Annotated in this window: 13 protein-coding genes and 4 tRNA genes; 8 read left to right on the forward strand and 9 right to left on the reverse strand. The window is 71.6% G+C overall.

The window, feature by feature from the left end; all coding sequences use genetic code 11:
• Positions 1-19: 19 nt before the first annotated feature.
• Both purF and purM read left to right on the forward strand, forming a co-directional pair.
• A complete protein-coding gene (gene purF, locus ABD385_RS32840; protein ID WP_344582864.1) occupies positions 20-1,579 on the forward strand; it encodes an amidophosphoribosyltransferase in 1,560 nt (519 codons plus the stop codon).
• A gap of 33 nt (positions 1,580-1,612) precedes the next feature.
• Entirely contained in the window at positions 1,613-2,683 is a 1,071-nt protein-coding gene (purM, locus tag ABD385_RS32845) for a phosphoribosylformylglycinamidine cyclo-ligase (RefSeq protein WP_344582865.1), read from the forward strand.
• Positions 2,684-2,802: 119 nt separating this feature from the next.
• Here the strand turns inward: purM and ABD385_RS32850 are convergent, their stop codons facing one another.
• Complete coding sequence (locus tag ABD385_RS32850; protein ID WP_344582867.1) at positions 2,803-3,045, reverse strand: DUF3073 domain-containing protein; 243 nt, start codon at positions 3,043-3,045, stop codon at positions 2,803-2,805.
• Between the two features lie 310 nt (positions 3,046-3,355).
• Positions 3,356-4,474, reverse strand: coding sequence for a Leu/Phe/Val dehydrogenase (locus ABD385_RS32855; RefSeq protein WP_344582868.1), 1,119 nt, complete (start codon positions 4,472-4,474; stop codon positions 3,356-3,358).
• Positions 4,475-4,665: 191 nt separating this feature from the next.
• On the opposite strand from ABD385_RS32855, the gene ABD385_RS32860 reads away from it, so the two are divergent.
• Both ABD385_RS32860 and bldC read left to right on the forward strand, forming a co-directional pair.
• Positions 4,666-5,502 carry a DUF8083 family protein gene (locus tag ABD385_RS32860; RefSeq protein ID WP_344582870.1) on the forward strand — a complete coding sequence of 279 codons (837 nt, stop codon included), beginning with the start codon at positions 4,666-4,668 and terminating at the stop codon, positions 5,500-5,502.
• A 502-nt stretch (positions 5,503-6,004) separates the two neighbouring features.
• On the forward strand, positions 6,005-6,211 hold the full coding sequence (gene bldC / locus ABD385_RS32865) for a developmental transcriptional regulator BldC (protein ID WP_003980577.1): 207 nt from the start codon (positions 6,005-6,007) through the stop codon (positions 6,209-6,211).
• A gap of 529 nt (positions 6,212-6,740) precedes the next feature.
• Here the strand turns inward: bldC and ABD385_RS32870 are convergent.
• From ABD385_RS32870 to hrpA, 3 genes are all read right to left on the reverse strand, one after another.
• Positions 6,741-6,977, reverse strand: a complete 237-nt coding sequence (locus ABD385_RS32870) for a DUF6274 family protein (RefSeq protein WP_344582871.1) — start codon at positions 6,975-6,977, stop codon at positions 6,741-6,743.
• 222 nt (positions 6,978-7,199) lie between these two features.
• Positions 7,200-7,274: transfer RNA gene (locus ABD385_RS32875), tRNA-Asp, on the reverse strand.
• A gap of 108 nt (positions 7,275-7,382) precedes the next feature.
• Positions 7,383-11,378, reverse strand: coding sequence for an ATP-dependent RNA helicase HrpA (gene hrpA / locus ABD385_RS32880; RefSeq protein ID WP_344582873.1), 3,996 nt, complete (start codon positions 11,376-11,378; stop codon positions 7,383-7,385).
• Between the two features lie 228 nt (positions 11,379-11,606).
• Here hrpA and ABD385_RS32885 point away from each other — a divergent pair, with 228 nt between their 5' ends.
• Positions 11,607-12,686, forward strand: coding sequence for an ABC-2 transporter permease (locus ABD385_RS32885; RefSeq protein ID WP_344582875.1), 1,080 nt, complete (start codon positions 11,607-11,609; stop codon positions 12,684-12,686).
• A 170-nt stretch (positions 12,687-12,856) separates the two neighbouring features.
• Here ABD385_RS32885 and ABD385_RS32890 read toward each other — a convergent pair.
• The 4 genes from ABD385_RS32890 to ABD385_RS32905 form a co-directional block, all read right to left on the reverse strand.
• A tRNA-Phe gene (locus ABD385_RS32890) sits at positions 12,857-12,930 on the reverse strand.
• Positions 12,931-12,934: 4 nt separating this feature from the next.
• Positions 12,935-13,009, reverse strand: a tRNA-Asp gene (locus tag ABD385_RS32895).
• A 47-nt stretch (positions 13,010-13,056) separates the two neighbouring features.
• Positions 13,057-13,129, reverse strand: a tRNA-Glu gene (locus ABD385_RS32900).
• A gap of 83 nt (positions 13,130-13,212) precedes the next feature.
• The gene (locus tag ABD385_RS32905) at positions 13,213-14,856 is read right to left on the reverse strand and encodes a metallophosphoesterase family protein (protein WP_344582877.1); all 1,644 of its coding nucleotides are present in this window, start codon (positions 14,854-14,856) and stop codon (positions 13,213-13,215) included.
• Between the two features lie 86 nt (positions 14,857-14,942).
• Here ABD385_RS32905 and ABD385_RS32910 point away from each other — a divergent pair, with 86 nt between their 5' ends.
• The 3 genes from ABD385_RS32910 (at position 14,943) to ABD385_RS32920 (ending at position 18,737) form a co-directional block, all read left to right on the forward strand.
• Positions 14,943-15,293 (forward strand): metallopeptidase family protein, encoded by a 351-nt coding sequence (locus ABD385_RS32910; protein WP_344582878.1) that lies wholly within the window; start codon positions 14,943-14,945, stop codon positions 15,291-15,293.
• A gap of 223 nt (positions 15,294-15,516) precedes the next feature.
• Complete coding sequence (locus ABD385_RS32915) at positions 15,517-16,185, forward strand: hypothetical protein (RefSeq protein WP_344582879.1); 669 nt, start codon at positions 15,517-15,519, stop codon at positions 16,183-16,185.
• Positions 16,186-16,415: 230 nt separating this feature from the next.
• Positions 16,416-18,737, forward strand: a complete 2,322-nt coding sequence (locus ABD385_RS32920; RefSeq protein WP_344582881.1) for a DEAD/DEAH box helicase — start codon at positions 16,416-16,418, stop codon at positions 18,735-18,737.
• Positions 18,738-18,982: the final 245 nt, after the last annotated feature.

Genomic DNA, 18,982 nt, shown 5'->3' on the forward strand with positions numbered 1-18,982 from the left:
CTGCCCTAGACTCTGGTGCGTGCCACGTGGTGACGGACGACTCAACCACGACCTGCTCCCCGGTGAGAAGGGCCCCCAGGACGCTTGCGGCGTCTTCGGAGTCTGGGCCCCGGGGGAAGAGGTCTCCAAACTCACCTACTTCGGGCTGTACGCGCTGCAGCACCGTGGACAGGAGTCCGCGGGCATCGCGGTGAGCAACGGCTCCCAAATCCTCGTCTTCAAGGACATGGGCCTGGTTTCCCAGGTCTTCGACGAGACCTCCCTCAGTTCCCTCCAGGGCCACATCGCCGTGGGCCATGCCCGTTACTCCACCACCGGTGCCTCGGTGTGGGAGAACGCGCAGCCGACGTTCCGCGCGACCGCGCACGGTTCGATCGCGCTCGGCCACAACGGCAATCTGGTCAACACCGCCGAGCTGGCCGAGATGGTCGCCGCGCTGCCCCGCGAGGGCGGCCGGGCCACCCAGGTCGCGGCCACCAACGACACCGACCTGGTGACCGCGTTGTTGGCCGGCCAGGTCGACGAGGACGGCAAACCGCTGACCGTCGAGGAGGCCGCGCCCCGCGTCCTGCCGAAGGTCATGGGCGCCTTCTCGCTGTGCTTCATGGACGAGCACACCCTCTACGCCGCCCGTGACCCGCAGGGCATCCGCCCGCTGGTGCTCGGCCGCCTCGAACGCGGCTGGGTGGTGGCCTCCGAAACGGCCGCCCTGGACATCGTCGGCGCCAGCTTCATCCGCGAGATCGAGCCCGGCGAGATGATCGCCGTCGACGAGAACGGCCTGCGCACCTCGCGCTTCGCCGAGGCCCGCCCCAAGGGCTGCGTCTTCGAGTACGTCTACCTCGCCCGGCCGGACACCGACATCGCCGGCCGCAACGTCTACCTCTCCCGGGTGGAGATGGGCCGCAAGCTGGCCGCCGAGGCGCCCGCCGACGCGGACCTGGTGATAGCGACTCCGGAGTCCGGCACCCCGGCAGCCGTCGGGTACGCGGAGGCCAGCGGGATCCCCTACGGCTCCGGCCTGGTCAAGAACTCCTACGTCGGCCGGACCTTCATCCAGCCCTCGCAGACCATCCGCCAGCTCGGCATCCGCCTCAAGCTCAACCCGCTCAAGGAAGTCATCCGCGGCAAGCGCCTGGTGGTCGTCGACGACTCGATCGTCCGCGGCAACACCCAGCGCGCCCTGGTCCGGATGTTGCGCGAGGCCGGCGCCGCCGAGGTCCACATCCGGATCTCGTCCCCGCCGATCAAGTGGCCGTGCTTCTTCGGCATCGACTTCGCCACCCGCGCGGAGCTGATCGCCAACGGGCTGAGCGTCGAGGAGATCGGCAAGTCGCTGGGCGCCGACTCGCTGTCGTACATCTCCATCGACGGCATGATCGAGGCGACCGCGATCGACAAGCCGAAGCTGTGCCGTGCCTGCTTCGACGGCGAGTACCCGATGGAGCTGCCGGACCCGGAGCTGCTGGGCAAGCACCTCCTGGAGTCCGAGACCAAGACCCCGGCCGCGTCCGACGTGGACGGCGTCCAGACGCTCACCGCCGGGATCGGCGGCGCCGACGCACTGCGGCGCCCGTAGAGCTCGTACCCACCCAAACGAAAGTTCTCAGCCATGTCCGCTGAATCCACCGGTGCCAGCTACGCGAGTGCGGGTGTCGACATCGAAGCCGGCGACCGCGCCGTGGACCTCATGAAGAAGTGGGTGGCGAAGGCCACCCGCCCCGAGGTCGTCGGCGGGCTCGGCGGTTTCGCCGGCCTCTTCGACGCCTCCGCGCTCAAGCGCTACGAGCGTCCCCTGCTGGCCTCGGCGACCGACGGCGTCGGCACCAAGGTCGACATCGCCCGCAAGATGGGCGTCTACGACACGATCGGCCACGACCTGGTCGCGATGGTCGTCGACGACCTGGTCGTCTGCGGTGCCGAGCCGCTGTTCATGACCGACTACATCTGCGTGGGCAAGGTCTTCCCGGAGCGGGTCGCGGCGATCGTCAAGGGCATCGCCGAGGGCTGCGTGCTGGCCGGCTGTGCGCTGGTCGGCGGCGAGACCGCCGAGCACCCGGGCCTGCTGGGCGAGGACGAGTTCGACGTCGCCGGTGCCGGCACCGGCGTGGTCGAGGCCGACCGGGTGCTGGGCGCGGATCGCATCCGTACGGGCGACGCGGTGATCGCGATGGCGTCCTCCGGACTTCACTCGAACGGGTACTCCCTGGTCCGCCACGTCCTCCTGGACCGGGCCGGTATGTCCCTGGACCAGGAGGTCCCCGAGCTCGGCCGCACGCTCGGCGAGGAGCTGCTGGAGCCCACCAAGATCTACTCGCTGGACTGCCTGGCGCTGACCCGCACCTGCGAGGTGCACGCCTTCTCGCACGTCACCGGCGGCGGCCTGGCCAACAACCTGGCCCGGGTGATCCCGGACGGCCTGCACGCCACCGTCGACCGCACCACCTGGGCACCGGGCGCCATCTTCGACCTCGTCGGCACCGCCGGCGCGGTGGAGCGCCAGGAGCTGGAGAAGACCCTGAACATGGGCGTCGGCATGATCGCCGTCGTCCCCCAGGAGTCGGTGGACGTCGCCCTGACGACCCTCGCGGACCGCGGCGTGGACGCCTGGGTCAGCGGCGAGATCGTCGAGCGCGGCGATCACGCGGAGGCAGTGACCCTCACCGGTGACTACGCGAGCTGACACCGCCGTCGCGGGGGGTCACCGATCCGGTGGCCCCCAGGGCAGCACAGAACCCGGTCCTGGGGATCCCCTGGACCGGGTCCGTAATGGTGTTATGAGTCCCGCGAGCGCGCAGAGTGTCAGGCGCGACGACGCTGGTTCGAGGAGTGGCCCTCTCCCTCGTCGTCCTCGCTGTTATACCGTTCTGCGTACCGCGCGTACGGGTCGTCGTCCTCGTCCTCGAACGGTTCCCCGTTCGGAGGCCGCTGGTCCGACTGCGATGCAAGCTCGTCGGCCAGTCGTGAGAGATCCGTCCCACCGCTGCTGTACTTCAGCTGGCGGGCGACCTTTGTCTGCTTGGCCTTGGCCCGGCCGCGCCCCATGGGTCGACCCCCTCAGTGACGGGGCTCGTCGGCCCCAGAGTCTTGACACGCGTTCATGATTCAGAGCGGACTCTCGACAGAGAGACCGGTCCGTAGGGCTTTAACGGTACCTGCTTCCGCGGCCATACGGTACGTCGCCCGCATCACCCGCCGCTCGGCACGACCGGCGCGGCGCCCCGTCCACGCTGGTCAACTGCGATTTTAACCTGTCCTGTACGGCGACCCGCCGACGGGTGGTGAGGGATGTCTCCCCAACTCCCCGTGGCGGGCCGCACAAGGGTGTGTTTCCGGCCACGGGGGCCGGGGGCCGTCAGGCCCTGCGGGCCTCCGCCATCCGCGCCTCGGCGAGCCGGTCGGCGGCCGCCGCCGGCGGGATGCCATCGGCCTTCGCATGAGCGAATATCGCCAGCGTGGTGTCGAAGATCTTCGCGGCCTTGGCCTTGCACCGGTCGAAGTCGAAGCCGTGCTGCTCGTCGGCCACCTGGATGACGCCGCCGGCGTTCACGACGTAGTCGGGGGCGTAGAGGATGCCGCGGTCGGACAGGTCCTTCTCCACGCCCGGGTGCGCGAGTTGGTTGTTGGCCGCGCCGCACACCACCTTCGCGGTCAGCACCGGCACCGTGACGTCGTCCAGCGCGCCGCCCAGCGCGCACGGTGCGTACACGTCCAGGTCCGGGGTGCGGATCAGCGCGTCCGTGTCGGCGACCGCGGTGACCTGCGGGTGCCGGTCGAGGATCCGGTCCACCGACTCGCTGCGGACGTCCGTGACCACGACCTCGGCGCCGTCCTTGAGCAGGTGCTCGACCAGGTGGCGGCCCACCTTGCCGACGCCCGCGAGGCCGACCTTGCGGTCCCGCAGGGAGGGGTCGCCCCACAGGTGCTGGGCCGAGGCGCGCATGCCCTGGAAGACGCCGTAGGCGGTCAGGACCGAGGAGTCGCCGGCGCCGCCGTTCTCGGGCGACCGGCCGGTGGTCCACTGGTTCGTCCGGGCGACCACGTCCATGTCGGCGACGTAGGTGCCGACGTCGCACGCGGTGACGTAGCGGCCCCCGAGGGACGCCACGAACCGGCCGTACGCGAGCAGCAGTTCGTCGGTCTTGATCAGCTCGGGGTCGCCGATGATCACCGCCTTGCCGCCGCCGTGGTCCAGTCCGGCCAGCGCGTTCTTGTACGACATCCCGCGCGACAGGTTCAGGGCGTCCAGCACGGCCTCCTCCTCGGAGGCGTACGGATGGAAGCGGGTGCCGCCGAGGGCGGGGCCCAGGGCGGTGCTGTGGAGGGCGATCACGGCCTTGAGGCCGCTGGCCCGGTCCTGGCAGAGAACGACTTGCTCGTGGCCGCCCTGCTCCGTGCGGAACAGGGTCTGCAGGACGCCGCCGGTGGCGTCGGAAGCGGCAGGACGTAGGTCGGTCACTGTGGTGACTCCCATAGTCGCGGAGGACGCCCTCCTGCGGGTGGGGAGGGCCGGTTGGGGACGAGGGTAAGTCCTGGAGGGCGGGTTGATCGGTCAGGTCGAGAGGATCACCCTCTCCCGGGGGACGGGCGTGGGACGATCTGCCGTATCCGGGCCGGGCGGGGTGGGCAACTCCGGTCGGTGGACATTCCTTTGGAGGAGCGGGCGTGGCCTTGGCGTCATCGGTGCGGGTCCCGTATGTGGCGTATCTGCGGGTCTACGAGCCGCTGGCCGCGTTCCCCGAGCCGGAGCGCTCCTACTGGGCGCGCTACGCCACGCGCGAGGTCACCCCGACGGCCGAGGACGAGCAGCGGCGGGCGCTGGCCGACCTGCTGCCGACCCCGCCGGTGCCGGTGCCGGTCCACGAGAGCGGCGACGCCTTCGTGGCCGTCGTGGACGACGTGACCTGCGTCTGCCCCTGGCGGACCCGGCTGCGCGGCTGGCAGGCGCTGGAGTCCCTGGAGGAGCTGCTGCCGGCCTCGGTGCTGGACGCCGCGCTGCCCCCGGTGGTGCGCCTCCAGGCGGCCACCGACTACGAGCGCTGGCGCGAGCGCAACCCGGACGCCCGCCCCTGGATCCGCGCGGCCACCTGGCACGTCCCGGTCCGCTGGTTCGTCCTCTTCGACGACGACGAGCGGGAGTACGCGAAGGGTGACCCGGCGCCCGCGTTGCGTTACCGCACGCCCATGGTCCAGGCGCGCCGACGGGTCGCGCGCGGACTGCGCACGCTCCGGGACGCCCTGGAAGAGGGACCCCTCATCGACGGCCTGGTAGATGTGGGGCGCTGGCTCGAAGACTTCCACCCGCGTTCGCTCGTGGAGCTGGACTACGGAGGGCTGGTGCACGCGGTGCCCGGGGGGCAGCTCGTCGAGGACCGTTCCGCCGCGGAGGTGGCGGAGGGACTGGCGGCGCTGCGCGAGGGGGACGGCGAGCGGGCCGGTGCCGCGTACGAGAAGCTCTCGCAGCGGTGGAGCGCGGTGCGCGAACGCCAGTTCTCCAGCTGAACGCCGTGAGCCCGGAGCGGAGTTACCGGGTGCGGAGTCCCCACTGATCGGACGTACGGGACGTAGGTCCTGATCCGGGCTATTGCCCCAAGCGTGACCTAAAGCACTGACTTCGGGTCTTGCTCTCAAGGTGCACCCTCGTGCCAAAATAGGACAAGGAGCCTGACTTGGGCTCCTTCCGTCCAACTAAGGGCGGATAGATCGGTATTGCGCTCCTTGGGGGGTCTCATGGCGGCTGATCACGTTGTGACTGATCGTCACGGGGGTGTGACTGTCCGCTATGGCATGGTCCATCGGCATCCGCCAAGGTTGAACACCTGAGAGGGCAATTCCATCGGTTTGGCCGACGTGGCTGGACAGATGGTGTAGTTGTAGTGCCGAGGACAAGCCGTTCGTCCTATAACCGACTCGGCCCGCGTCCGCCATTTCGGGCAACGTGGGTCAAGGTGCAGAATTTAGAGGAAAGAACCGTGATGGTTCGGTTCTCCCGAGGAGGCCGCTCATGACCGCTCGCACCCCTGACGCCGAGCCGCTGCTTACCCCCGCCGAGGTCGCCACGATGTTCCGCGTGGACCCGAAGACGGTGACCCGCTGGGCCAAGGCAGGCAAGCTCACGTCCATCCGTACGCTCGGAGGGCACCGGCGTTACCGCGAGGCTGAGGTCCGCGCACTGCTCGCGGGTATCCCGCAGCAGCGCAGCGAGTCCTGAATAACCGCATAACCAGGCTGTTTTCGGGCCCCCCAACCCGGAAGCGCCCGTTTTTGTGGACAGCTCCACCTGCTTCACCACGCTCCACCACAGCTCCATACGACGCGGTGCCTGCCCCAACAGGCGTCACACCCCTCCGGGTACGTCATTGATCGCGCTGGACTCCGCCGGGTCCGGCGCGATCGCTTTTTTGTGTGCGCCCGCTCCCGGGCCGCTCGTGACGCTTGGGTCACCCCGGCGCCGGTCGACCCCAACAGGGCCGTCACGCCCTCTTCAGGGGCTGTGAGGGGGGCCGCCAGACCGGACCTGGCGGTCTTCTTTGGGGGTGTCGGGAGGGTAGTGCAATTGCACATATTAAATTGACCCGTTGTCACTGGGTGGTAAGTTCCCCATCCCGCGAAACTTGTTCGGTGACTCCCGTCACATCCATTGGTTCTTGAATGGTGAACGGTGCTGGGGTATAGCGCCTTTTGGCCGTTCTTGCCTCAACAGCCTTTCACCGCGTGGCCGGTGGCGCAGGCGTCCTTGGTCACCGGAGGTCGGGACTTTCGTCCTCTGCCGGCGGCTCGTAGGCGGCGCGGGAGGGACCGGGGGAGCTCGGGGGCGCGACGGGCCCGGAGCGGGCTTCGTGCGGCTCCATGGCGAGCCGCAGGAGCTGGTGGCAGACGGGGCACTGCCGGGTCAGGTGGCGGTAGCCGTAGCGCAGCGCCGCCGACAGGTGGGCGCGCAACAGCGCCCTGGTCTCGTGCCGTACCGCGGTCGTCATCGCACGCCACCTCCAGGCCCCACGCCTCTTGGTGAGTGAGTACCGGCGGCAGGTGCCGCCGTCAAGACGGCCGCACGCCTCGACCCGTGCCCGGCGGGGCCTTCAGGTCACCTCGCGCCGCCCTCCACGGGGGTGGCGGTTCGCGACGGGGAACCCGGGAATCGCCGTACACGGCGGACAACGCAACGGCCCGCACCGGTGAACGGTGCGGGCCGTGAAATGCGGTCCTGACGGGATTTGAACCCGCGGCCTCCACCTTGACAGGGTGGCGAGCACTCCAAGCTGCTCCACAGGACCTTGATCTTCGCTTTCCGCTTGCGGCGGGCTGCGAAGCAAGACTCTACAGCAGGTCAGGGGGTGCGGTCGAACTCGGTCCCGGCTGCCGCCCGCGCGCTCGGCGCGGGGCTACGGCGCCGCGGCGTCGACCGCCTTCATGATCCGCTTGTCGGAGACCGGGTACGCGGTGCCCAGGGCGTGCGCGAAGTAGCTCACCCGCAGCTCCTCGATCATCCAGCGGATCTCCCGGGCCGCGGCCGGCACCGGGCGTCCCTGGGGGAACTGCTCCAGCAGCCAGGCGTATTCGTCCTGCATCTCCTTCACCTTCGCCATCCGGCTGCGGTCCCGTTCGGCGTTGGTGGGCAGCTGCGTCAGGCGGCGGTCGGCGGCGACCAGGTAGCGCATCAGGTCCGGCAGCCGCTTGGCGCCGTGGGCGGTCACGAAGCCCGGCTTGATCAGCTCCGCCAGCTGCTCCTTGACGTCCGTCAGCGACGGCAGCAGGGACGCGAACGAGGTCGCCTTCAGCCGGCGCTCGCACGCCTGCCAGGCGGCCAGCACTTCCTGCACCTGCTGGATGGTCTTCAGCGTCGCGTCGACCAGGTCGGTCCGCACCGCGTCGAAGAGCTTGCGGAAGGCCTCCTCGTCCCAGGCCGGGCCGCCGCGCGCCGCGATCAGCCGGTCCGCCGCGGCGGTCACGCAGTCCTCGAAGAGCGCCGCGATGGAGCCGTGGGGGTTGCGGGAGAGCGCCAGCTTCTGCTGGTTGCTCAGCTTGTCCTGCGCGAACTTGGCGGGGTTGGCGGGGACGTTGAGCAGGATGAGGCGGCGGGTGCCGGCCCACATGGCCGTCAGCTGCTCGGCCTCGGTGTCGAACAGCCGCACCGCGACGCTGCTGCCCTCGTCGACCAGTGCCGGGTACGCCTTCACCGGCTGGCCGGCGCGGCGGGTCTCGAAGGTGCGCGGCAGCGTGCCGATCGTCCAGGTCGTCAATCCGGTGCGCTGCTCCGGGCCGGCCGGCGGGGTCTCGCCCCGGCCGCCCTTACGGTCCTTGCCGGGCCGCTCGGCGGCCTGCTCGAAGGCTCGGGAGATGGCGGCCTGCGTCTTCGGCTTCAGCTGGAGCCGCAGCGCCTCCAGGTCCTTGGCCTCGGCCAGCTTGCGGCGTCGTTCGTCGACCACCCGGAAGGTGATCTTCAGGTGGTCGGGGACCTTGGCGAGGTCGAAGTCCGCGGCCTCCACCGGCACCCCCACCATCCGCTGCAGGCCGGCGGCGAGCGAGGTCGTCAGCGCGCCCTGGAGGGGGACGGTGGAGTCCAGGAACCGGGCGGCGAAGTTCGGCGCCGGGACGTAGTTGCGGCGGATCGGCTTGGGCAGCGAACGGATCAGTTCGGTCACCAACTGCTCGCGCAGGCCCGGGATCTGCCAGTCGAAGCCCTCGGCGGCGACCTGGTTGAGGACCTGGAGCGGGACGTGGACGGTGACGCCGTCCGCGTCCGCGCCGGGCTCGAACTGGTAGGTGACCTTGAACTTCAGCTTCCCCTGGCGCCAGGAGTCCGGGTAGTCGTCCTTGGTGACCGTCTCGGCCGACTCGTTGATGAGCATCGAGTGCTCGAAGTTGAGCAGCTCCGGTTCTTCCCGGTGCTGCTTCTTCCACCACGCGTCGAAGTGCGCCCCGGAGACCACGTCCGCGGGGATCCGCTGGTCGTAGAAGTCGAAGAGCGTCTCGTCGTCGACGAGGATGTCGCGGCGTCGGGCGCGGTGCTCCAACTCCTCGACCTCGCCGAGGAGTTTGCGGTTGTCATGGAAGAACTGGTGGTGGGTGCGCCAATCGCCCTCCACCAGGGCGTTCCGGATGAACAGGTCGCGGGAGACCTCGGGATCGATCCGCCCGTAGTTGACCTTGCGCTGGGCCACGATCGGGACGCCGTAGAGCGTCACCCGCTCGTAGGCCATCACCGCGGCCATCTTCTGTTCCCAGTGCGGTTCGCTGTGGGTCCGCTTCACGAGGTGTGCGGCCAGCGGCTCGATCCACTCCGGCTCGATCCGGGCGTTGACCCGCGCCCACAGCCGGGAGGTCTCGACCAGCTCGGCGGACATCACCCAGCGCGGCGGCTTCTTGAAGAGGGCGGAGCCGGGGAACACTGCGAACTTCGCGCTGCGGGCGCCCAGGTACTCGTTCTTGGCGTCCGTGTCCTTGAGTCCGATGTGCGAAAGCAAACCGGAGAGCAATGACGTGTGGATGTGCTCCGGCGCCGCGTCCGCCTCGTTGAGGTGGACGCCCATGCCCTTGGCGACCGTGCGCAGCTGCGTATAGATGTCCTGCCACTCGCGTATCCGCAGGTAGTTCAGGAACTCCGTGCGGCACATCCGGCGGAAGGCGGACGAGGAGAGCGCCTTCTGCTGCTCGCGGACGTAGCTCCAGAGGTTGAGGAACGCCAGGAAGTCCGACGTCTCGTCCTTGAAGCGGGCGTGCTGCTGGTCGGCCTGCTGCTGCTTGTCCGACGGGCGCTCGCGCGGGTCCTGGATGGACAGTGCCGCCGCGATCACCATGACCTCGCGGGCGCAGCCGTTGCGGTCCGCCTCCAGCACCATGCGGGCCAGCCGCGGGTCCACCGGCAGCTGGGAGAGCTTGCGGCCCAGCGGGGTCAGCCGCTTCCTGGCGTCCTTCTGCGCGGCGTCCAGCGCGCCCAGCTCGCGCAGCAGGTCGATGCCGTCCTTGACGTTGCGGCGGTCCGGCGCGTCGATGAACGGGAACTTCTCGATGTCGCCGAGGCCGGCCGCGGTCATCTGGAGGATGACGGAGGCGAGGTTCGTCCGCAGGATCTCCGCGTCGGTGAACTCCGGGCGGGTCAGGAAGTCGTCCTCGGAGTACAGCCGGATGCAGATGCCGTCGCTGGTCCGGCCGCAGCGGCCCTTGCGCTGGTTGGCACTGGCCTGCGACACCGGCTCGATGGGCAGCCGCTGCACCTTGGTGCGGAAGCTGTAGCGCGAGATCCGGGCCATGCCGGGGTCGATGACGTACTTGATGCCCGGGACGGTCAGCGAGGTCTCGGCGACGTTGGTGGCCAGCACGATCCGGCGGCCGCTGTGGCGCTGGAACACGCGGTGCTGCTCGGCGTGCGACAGCCGGGCGTACAGCGGGAGCACCTCCGTCGCCGGCAGGTTCTTCTTGTTGAGCGCGTCCGCGGTGTCCCGGATCTCGCGCTCGCCGGAGAGGAAGACCAGGACGTCGCCGGGGCCCTCGGCCTGGAGCTCGTCCACCGCGTCGCAGATCGCGGTGATCTGGTCGCGGTCGGGGTCCTGGCCGCCCTCCTCCAGCAGCGGGCGGTACCGCACCTCCACCGGGTACGTGCGCCCGGAGACCTCGACGATCGGCGCGTCCCCGAAGTGCCGGGAGAACCGCTCGGGATCGATGGTCGCGGAGGTGATGACCACCTTCAGGTCCGGGCGCTTGGGCAGCAGCTGCGCCAGGTACCCCAGGATGAAGTCGATGTTGAGGCTGCGCTCGTGCGCCTCGTCGATGATGATCGTGTCGTACTGCTGCAGCTCGCGGTCCGTCTGGATCTCGGCGAGCAGGATGCCGTCGGTCATCAGCTTGACGAGGGTGTCGCCGCCGACCTGGTCGGTGAAGCGGACCTTCCAGCCGACCGCCTCGCCCAACGGGGTCTTCAGCTCCTCGGCCACCCGCTCGGCGACCGTACGGGCCGCGATCCGGCGCGGCTGGGTGTGGCCGATCAGGCCCCGGACCCCGCGCCCCAGCTCCAGGCAGATCTTGGGGATCTGGGTGGTCTTCCCGGAGCCGGTCTCGCCCGCGACGATCACCACCTGGTGGTCGCGGATGGCCGCGAGGATCTCGTCCTTCTTCTGGCTGACCGGGAGTTCCGGCGGATAGCTGACCGCGGGCATCGCCTCGCGCCGCTGCGTCACGCGCAGCTCCGCCTCGTCGAGGCCGGCGGCGATCTCGGTGAGCGCCGCGGCCCGCGCCTCGGGTTTGCGGATCCGGCGCGCGCCGTCGAGCCGGCGCCCCAGCCGCTGCTGGTCGCGCAGCATCAGCTCGGGAATTCGCTTCAGCAGGGAGGGCAGCGTGGGGACGGCGCCGTCGGACGGGGCGGAGGCAGGCTGACTGGACATACGTCCCCCAGGATCTCACCTCGCGGAAAAGACTGGCGAACGATTTGCCGGCGGGGCCCGGACCGGTGCCCCCACCTGCGGTGATCGTCGCCGCCCGGGCCCGGCGCGCACCGGCACCGGGTCCGGACGGGTCGGAGCCCCCCTCGCCCAGCAGCGACGGGGAACCAGCCCGCTCGGCCGGGAAGCCTCGAGCGGTATGTCCGACATGGGTGCCTTAGCGTGTTGGGCATGCGTGATCATGAAGAGGGCGCCGCGCCCCACGGCGCACACGGCCGGCCCCGGAACTGGTCGCAGCGGTGGACGGCCTTCAAGGAATCGCCCTTCCTCCCGGCCGTCGTCCTGCTGTTCATCCTCGCCGCGGCGGCCGGCCTCTTCGCCGGCTCGTACACCTACGCCATGGCCAACCCGGCCCCACGCCACATCCCCACCGCCGTGGTCACCACCCCCGCCGCCCCGCAGCAGAAGGCCTTCGTCGCCGGCATGGAACGGGCCCTGAACGCCTCCCTGCGGCTGACCGACTACGCCACCTACGCCGACGCCCGCAACGCCGTCGACGAGCAGCGCGAGTTCGCGGTGCTGCGCGCCCACGGGCGCGGGGTGGAACTGGACGTCTCCGGCGCCTCGGGCGCGTCGGTGGCCCAACTGCTCTCCGAGGCCGCCGCGAAGGTCGGTCCGGCCACCGGCGTGCCCGTCACCGTCCGGGACGTCACACCGCTGCAGCACGGCGATCCGCGCGGCCTGGCGCTCTTCTACATCTCCCTGGCGGCCGTGATCATCGGCTTCGTCGGCGCCATCCAGCTCAGCGTGCACGCCCGCGCCCTCAACCCGGCCGAACGGATCGCCTGCACCGTGGCCAACGCCCTGCTCGGCGGCTTCGCCATCGCCGCGGTGGCCGACTGGTGGCTGGGCGCGCTCCGGCTGCCGTTCGTCGAGTCCTGGACGATCCTCGCGCTGACCATGTTCACGTCCGGCATGGTCTTCACGATGTTCAACACCCTCATGGGCCGCTGGGCGATGCTCCCCACCTGGGGGCTGATGGTCCTGCTCGGCAACCCCTCGTCCGGCGGCGCGGTCTCCTGGCCGCTGCTGCCGTCCGCCCTCGGCCAGATCGGCCGCTGGCTGCCGCCGGGCGCCTCCGTCAACGCCCAGCACACCGCGGTCTACTTCGGCGGACACCAGCACGCCTTCCCGTTCCTGGTGCTGGCCGGCTGGTCGGCGCTCTCCTGCGCGGTCTTCTGGGGCTGGCGGCACCGCCACCCGGGCGGCCGCGAACCCTCCCCGGCGCCCGCGCACGCCGCCGACGCCTGAACCGGCGACGGCGCTCCGCGGACGTGCTCGGCCCCGACTCCGACGCGGGCCCGCCAGCGGGGCGGAACGTCCCACCCGTCCCCTCTGGCACGGATTTCCCGGACATGCGGAATCCCCGACAAAGAAGAAGGCCCCGGTTCAGATGAACCGGGACCTTCTCCCAATGGGTGTGGCTGGGGCCGGGGTCGAACCGGCGACCTTCCGCTTTTCAGGCGGACGCTCGTACCAACTGAGCTACCCAGCCGCAGCGGTCCTGACGGGATTTGAACCCGCGGCCTCCACCTTGACAGGGTGGCGAGCACTCCAAGCTGCTCCACAGGACCTTGCGTTGTGCGAGGTGACTTGCGTCATTCTCGCACAAGGTGGTGCGTGCCCCCAACGGGATTCGAACCCGTGCTACCGCCTTGAAAGGGCGGCGTCCTGGGCCACTAGACGATGAGGGCTGATGGCCCGCCTTGGCGCCGTTTCCGGCTCCGTCGGGGACGTGAGAAGCATATGGGATGGGAGGACCGTTCGCCAAAACGGTTTACCCGGGCCCGTCGGAAGCCGTCGTCGACGGGTCGGCTGACGGGGTGCCGCCCGGCGCCGCGGGCTGGTTCTCGCGGGGCAGGTGACGGCTGACCTCGGCGCGGGTCAGGCCCAGTCCCCCCAGCGTGATCTCGTCCCACGCCTGGAGCCGTTTGGTGGTGCGGTCCAGGTAGAGCACCGATGCCTGGACGGGCTCGGGTCGCTTGTTCTGGACGGCCCGCAGTCCGCCGCCGCCCGTGGAGCCCTCGACCATCAGCCGGGTGCCCTGGGGGAGCGTGGTGATCTCGCGGTGGTGGATGTGGCCCGCCAGTGCCAGCGGGACCAGGCCGTCGGTCTCCGTCGCCGCGGTCGGGGTGTGGGCCAGGGCGATGTCGACCGGGGTGCCGGCCAGGCGCTGGGTGCGCAGTGCGTCGGCGAGTCGGCCGCCGGCGGTGCGCTCGGCCGCGTCGCCGGCCGGCGCCACCGAGCGGTCCGGGGTGAACTGCGGGTCGCCGACGCCCGCGATGCGGACCCCGGCCACCTGGGCGACCCGCCCGCCGTCGAGGACGGTGACGTGCTTGCGGCCGGTCAGGTAGCGCTGGGTGCCGCGCGAGTCGTGGTTGCCGCGGACCCAGACGTACGGCGCGCCCAGGGTGGAGGCCGGGTCCAGGAAGTGGTTCTCGGCGGCCGAGCCGTGGTCCATGGTGTCGCCGGTGTCGATGATCACGTCGATCCGGTACTGCTTCACCAGTGAGGCGATGAGGTGCCAGCTGGCCGGGTTGAGGTGGATGTCGGAGACGTGCAGCACCCGCAGGGTGGTCGGGTCCGGCTGGTAGGCGGGCAGCGTCGAGGCGGTGTCGTAGAGCTTGCTGACGTTGGTGACCAGGCGCGCCAACTCCTTTTGGTAGACGTCGAATTCGCTGACGATGCTGCGCGCGTTGCCGACCACGGACGGGGCGGAGGAGAGGAGCCCGGAGAACCGCGGCTCCAGCACGGACTGGGGGTTCCAGGTGACGTACGCGGTGGCGCCGGAGGCGGTGAACAGGGCGAGGGCGAGGCCGCCGGCGGCCAGTGCGCGCCGCGGCCGGCGGTAGACGACCAGGCCCAGCGCGGTGGCCCCGCAGACCGCCGCGGCGCAGGAGGTCACCACCAGGCCGGCGGCGCCGCGCAGCACGTCGTGGGTGACCTGCGTCTGGAGGCCGGCGAACCGTTCGGGGTGGTCGACCAGCGCGGCGGAGCGCGCCGGGTCCAGCCGGTCGACGTCCACGTCGAGGCGGACGGGGGCGGTGTGGCTGTCCAGTTCGAGGTCGCCCAGCGGCGGGACGGTGATCCGGGTGCCGCCGGCCAGGGACGGGCGCAGCGCCATGGTGGTGTCCACCGGGCCGACCGGGGCCCGGACCCCGCCGAGGGCCAACAGCCCCAGCCAGGCACCGAGCAGGCTCACGGCCAGCAGGCCGAGGGCCCGGGCGTACGGACCGGCGGACGACCCGGGCGCGGTGCCGGGTGCCGGGCGGCGCACGGTCGGTGGGCGTCCTCCGGTGCCGGGCGGGTCGAGTGCGGCCGGGTGGCTCCGGCTACCGGGGCGGCGGGGGCCCGGGAAGCGGAGGCGGAGGCGGCCTGGCGAGTCGGGGCGGGGTGTCCGGGAGCGCGCGGCGCGGGCCATTGGTCCCCTATGCCCGCTGTGCCGTCCGTCATGCGGAACGGGCCGGCTCCGCCCGCGGGCGGGCGGCGGTGACGGACAATGGGGGCGTGCTGGAAATGACGCGCGAGGAGTTCGAGGAACTGGTCGCCGAGGCGCTGGACCGGATCCCGCCGGAGTTGACCCGGCTCATGGACAACGTGGCGGTCTTCGTCGAGGACGAACCGCCGGCCGACGATCCCGACCTGCTCGGGCTCTACGAAGGGACCCCGCTCACCGACCGCGGCGAGTGGTACGCGGGCGTCCTGCCGGACCGGATCACGATCTACCGGGGGCCGACGCTGCGGATGTGCGACACACGGGAAGACGTGGTCGCGGAAACCGAGGTGACGGTCGTTCACGAGGTCGCGCACCACTTCGGGATCGACGACGCGCGGTTGCACGCGCTCGGTTACGGCTGAGGAGGAGTCCCGCCCGCGCCGGGCGGATCCGGGGTGGGTGTTCGCCGCCGCGTGTCCTCCACCGGGGGGCGGGAGTTGGGCAGGGCGTCCGACGCCGTCCCGCGCCCCGGATCCGGAGGTCCCGCCCGTGTGCCCGATGTCCCCTCGTCCGAATTCCGCCGCCGATCCGTCCCCGCCCGGGGCCGCCATCTGCGGAGGGGCCGCCAGGGTGGCCGGGCGCTCGATGGCGCGCGTCACGGCCGCCGCGGTGACCGTCTCCGCGTTGGCCGCCGCACTGGCCGGCTGCATGAGCGTCAGCGATCCCGGGCAGCCCGCGCCGTCGGGCAGCGCCGCCCGGCACGGTGACGAGAAGGGGCAGCCCCACCGCCCCGGCGGGCTGACCGTCGACGGGCGGGGCGGCGGTCCGCACCGGACGGGTCACGGCGGCGCCGCGCGGCCGGCGGACGGCGGCGCCGGGCCGGCCGGTGAGGGCGATGCCGGGGCCTCGCCGAGCCCCGCACCGTCCGCGCCGCCGTCGGACCCGGTGGCGCCCCCGCAACCGGCCCAGCCGTCCGGCCCGGAGCCGGGGCCGACGCACGGCAGGGCCCCCGGCCCGGGCGGTCCCCCGGACCCGGCGCGGCCCTCGCCGTCCCGCTCGGCCCATCCGTCCGCCCCGCCCAGCGCACCGGCTCCCGGCTCGCCGAGTGTGCCGCCCGCCGGGCCGTCGGGCGGGCCCGCGTCCCCGGCCGGCGGCGTGCAGGCGTCCGGCCCGTCGCCGCTGTCCCCGAAGCTCTCCCCGAAGGCGTCTGGGGCGCCGGGGGCGTCCGCGTCCGCCGCGCGCTCGCCGGTGCCGGGGAGCGGCGCCGCGTCGCTGTCCGCGGGGGTGTCGCCGCAGGTGGAGTGGGACGCCTGAGGGTCTGAGCGGGGCCGGTGGGGGCGGGGTGCGGCCGGGCTCATTTGCCTTGCGGGGGGAAGGGTGCGTATGGTGGTAGATCGTTTGATCCCATTTGCCCGGCGCCTGAAAACAGCGCGCCGTGTGGCGCGTTCTCTCCCTTGCCGTGGCTGACCGCATAGAGGCGGTCTTTGCGAAATCACACGGAGTTGTGGGCGCGTGCCGAGACTCCGGAAGGTTTCGCATTTCGCATGTCCATTTCCCTTGATCAGTCCGCCCTGCCCGCGAACGACGAGCAGCCCGAGACGACCGAGACCACCGAGACCCAGGCGGTCTCCACCGACGAGCTGACGCCGGCGGTGGACGCCGTCGAGGCCGAGGTCACCGACGCCGCCGACGCCGCCGACGCTGAGGCCGTCGACGCTGAGGCCGACGCCGACGCCGACGCCGACGCCGACGAGGACGACGACGCCGAGACCGTGACCTTCGCGACCCTCGGGCTCCCCGAGGGCGTCGTCCGCAAGCTCGCGCAGAACGGTGTCACCACCCCGTTCCCGATCCAGGCCGCGACCATCCCGGACGCGCTGGCCGGCAAGGACATCCTGGGCCGTGGCCGCACCGGCTCCGGCAAGACCCTCTCCTTCGGTCTGCCGACCCTGGCCCGGCTGGCCGACGGCCGCACCGAGAAGAAGAAGCCGCGCGCGGTCATCCTCACCCCGACCCGTGAGCTCGCGATGCAGGTCGCGGACGCCCTCCAGCCGTACGGTGACGTCCTCGGCCTGAAGATGAAGGTCGTCTGCGGCGGTACGTCCATGGGCAACCAGATCTACGCCCTGGAGCGCGGCGTCGACATCCTCGTCGCCACCCCGGGCCGGCTGCGCGACATCATCAACCGTGGCGCCTGCTCCCTGGAGGACGTCCAGGTCGCGGTCCTCGACGAGGCCGACCAGATGTCCGACCTGGGCTTCCTGCCCGAGGTCACCGAGCTGCTGGACCAGGTGCCCGACGGCGGTCAGCGGATGCTGTTCTCGGCCACGATGGAGAACGAGATCTCCACGCTGGTCAAGCGCTACCTGACCAACCCGGTCAGCCACGAGGTCGACAGCGCCCAGGGCAACGTCACGACCATGACCCACCACGTCCTCGTCGTGAAGCCGAAGGACAAGGCGCCGGTCACCGCCGCGATCGCCGCGCGCAAGGGCCGCACCATCATCTTCGTCCGCACCCAGCTGGGCGCCGAGCGGGTCGCCGAGCAGCTGATCGAGGCCGGCGTCACGGCCGACGCGCTGCACGGCGGCATGACGCAGGGCGCCCGCACCCGGGTCCTCGCGGACTTCAAGGACGGCTACCTCAACGCGCTGGTCGCCACCGACGTCGCCGCCCGCGGCATCCACGTCGACGGCATCGACCTGGTCCTGAACGTCGACCCGGCCGGCGACCACAAGGACTACCTGCACCGTTCGGGCCGCACCGCCCGCGCCGGCCAGTCCGGCACCGTCGTCTCGCTGTCGCTGCCGCACCAGCGCCGGCAGATCTTCCGCCTGATGGAGGACGCGGGCGTCGACGCCTCGCGCCACATCGTCGGCGGCGCCGGTGCCTTCGACGAGGAGCTGGCGCGGATCACCGGTGCGCGTTCGCTCACCGAGGTCCAGGCCGATTCGGCGAACAACACCGCCAAGCAGGCCGAGCGCGAGGTCAGCGTCCTCACCAAGGAGCTGGAGCGGCTCCAGCGCCGCGCCACCGAACTGCGCGAGGAGGCCGACCGGCTGACCGCCCGGGCCGCCCGCGAGCGCGGTGAGGACCCGGCGGAGGCGCTGGCGGTGACCGCCCAGGCGGCCGTCGAGGCGGCTGCGGAGGCGGCGGCCGAGGCCACCGTGCCGGCGCAGGCCGGGCCGAACGACCGTCGCCCCGAGCGCCGGGACGACCGCGCTGGCTCTGGTCGTGACCGTCGGGACGAGCGCGGCAACTTCGAGCGTCGGGACCGTCGCGACGACCGCAGTGGTCGTTCCTCCGACCGCCGTGACGAGCGGGGCGGCTTCGGTCGGGACCGTCGGGACGAGCGCGGCAACTTCGAGCGTCGGGATCGTCGCGACGACCGCGGCGGCTTCGGTCGGGACCGTGACCGGGAGCGTCGTGACGACCGTGGCGGCCGTTCCTTCGACCGTCGGGACGACCGGCGCGGCGAGAACCGTCGCGACGACCGCGGCGGCTTCGGTCAGGACCGTGACCGGGAGCGTCGCGACGACCGCTTCGGCGGCCGCTCGTTCGACCGTCGGGACGACCGTCGCGACGACCGCGGCAGCTTCCACCGGGACCGCGGCGAGCGTCCGGCCCGCCCGTTCAACCGTGACGACCGCTCCGGCAGCCGTCCCTCCGGTGGCTTCCGCTCCGGCGGCGACCGTCCGTTCAACCGTGACGACCGCTCCGGCGGCCGGCCGACCTCCGGCTACCGTTCCGGCGGCGACCGCCCCTACGGCCGGCGCGACGACCACCGCGGCTCGGGCAGCGGTTCCGGCAGCGCCCCCAGCTTCGGCCGTCGCGAGGACAAGCCGCGCTGGAAGCGCAACGGCTGAGTCGGCCGTGACCGGCGGCGTGGCTGATACCCGTCGCTGACCTGCACCACCCGCCCAGGGCCCGTACGGCATCGAAGTGCTGTACGGGCCCTGGGTTTTGACGTGCGGCGGGCGGTCGGGGCGGAGTGCGGTTCGGCGTGTGGCGGGGCGCGTGCACGGTGGTCGCGGGGGCCTCGCGGGGCCGGGGAAGCGGCCGTGGCCGGGGAATCGGGGGCGGCCGGCGCCGGCTCCGGCACGCCGTGGAT

The organism is Streptomyces lunalinharesii (assembly GCF_039532155.1).
In the GTDB taxonomy this organism is placed as follows: domain Bacteria; phylum Actinomycetota; class Actinomycetes; order Streptomycetales; family Streptomycetaceae; genus Streptomyces; species Streptomyces lunalinharesii.

Coding starts and splice junctions, on each gene's coding strand:
- purM (WP_344582865.1), top strand. CDS start 1,613: ATGTCCGCTGAATCCACCGGTGCCAGCTACGCGAGTGCGGGTGTCGAC.
- ABD385_RS32850 (WP_344582867.1), bottom strand. CDS start 3,045: ATGGGGCGCGGCCGGGCCAAGGCCAAGCAGACAAAGGTCGCCCGCCAG.
- ABD385_RS32855 (WP_344582868.1), bottom strand. CDS start 4,474: ATGGGAGTCACCACAGTGACCGACCTACGTCCTGCCGCTTCCGACGCC.
- bldC (WP_003980577.1), top strand. CDS start 6,005: ATGACCGCTCGCACCCCTGACGCCGAGCCGCTGCTTACCCCCGCCGAG.
- ABD385_RS32870 (WP_344582871.1), bottom strand. CDS start 6,977: ATGACGACCGCGGTACGGCACGAGACCAGGGCGCTGTTGCGCGCCCAC.
- hrpA (WP_344582873.1), bottom strand. CDS start 11,378: ATGTCCAGTCAGCCTGCCTCCGCCCCGTCCGACGGCGCCGTCCCCACG.
- ABD385_RS32885 (WP_344582875.1), top strand. CDS start 11,607: ATGCGTGATCATGAAGAGGGCGCCGCGCCCCACGGCGCACACGGCCGG.
- ABD385_RS32905 (WP_344582877.1), bottom strand. CDS start 14,856: ATGGCCCGCGCCGCGCGCTCCCGGACACCCCGCCCCGACTCGCCAGGC.
- ABD385_RS32915 (WP_344582879.1), top strand. CDS start 15,517: ATGGCGCGCGTCACGGCCGCCGCGGTGACCGTCTCCGCGTTGGCCGCC.
- ABD385_RS32920 (WP_344582881.1), top strand. CDS start 16,416: ATGTCCATTTCCCTTGATCAGTCCGCCCTGCCCGCGAACGACGAGCAG.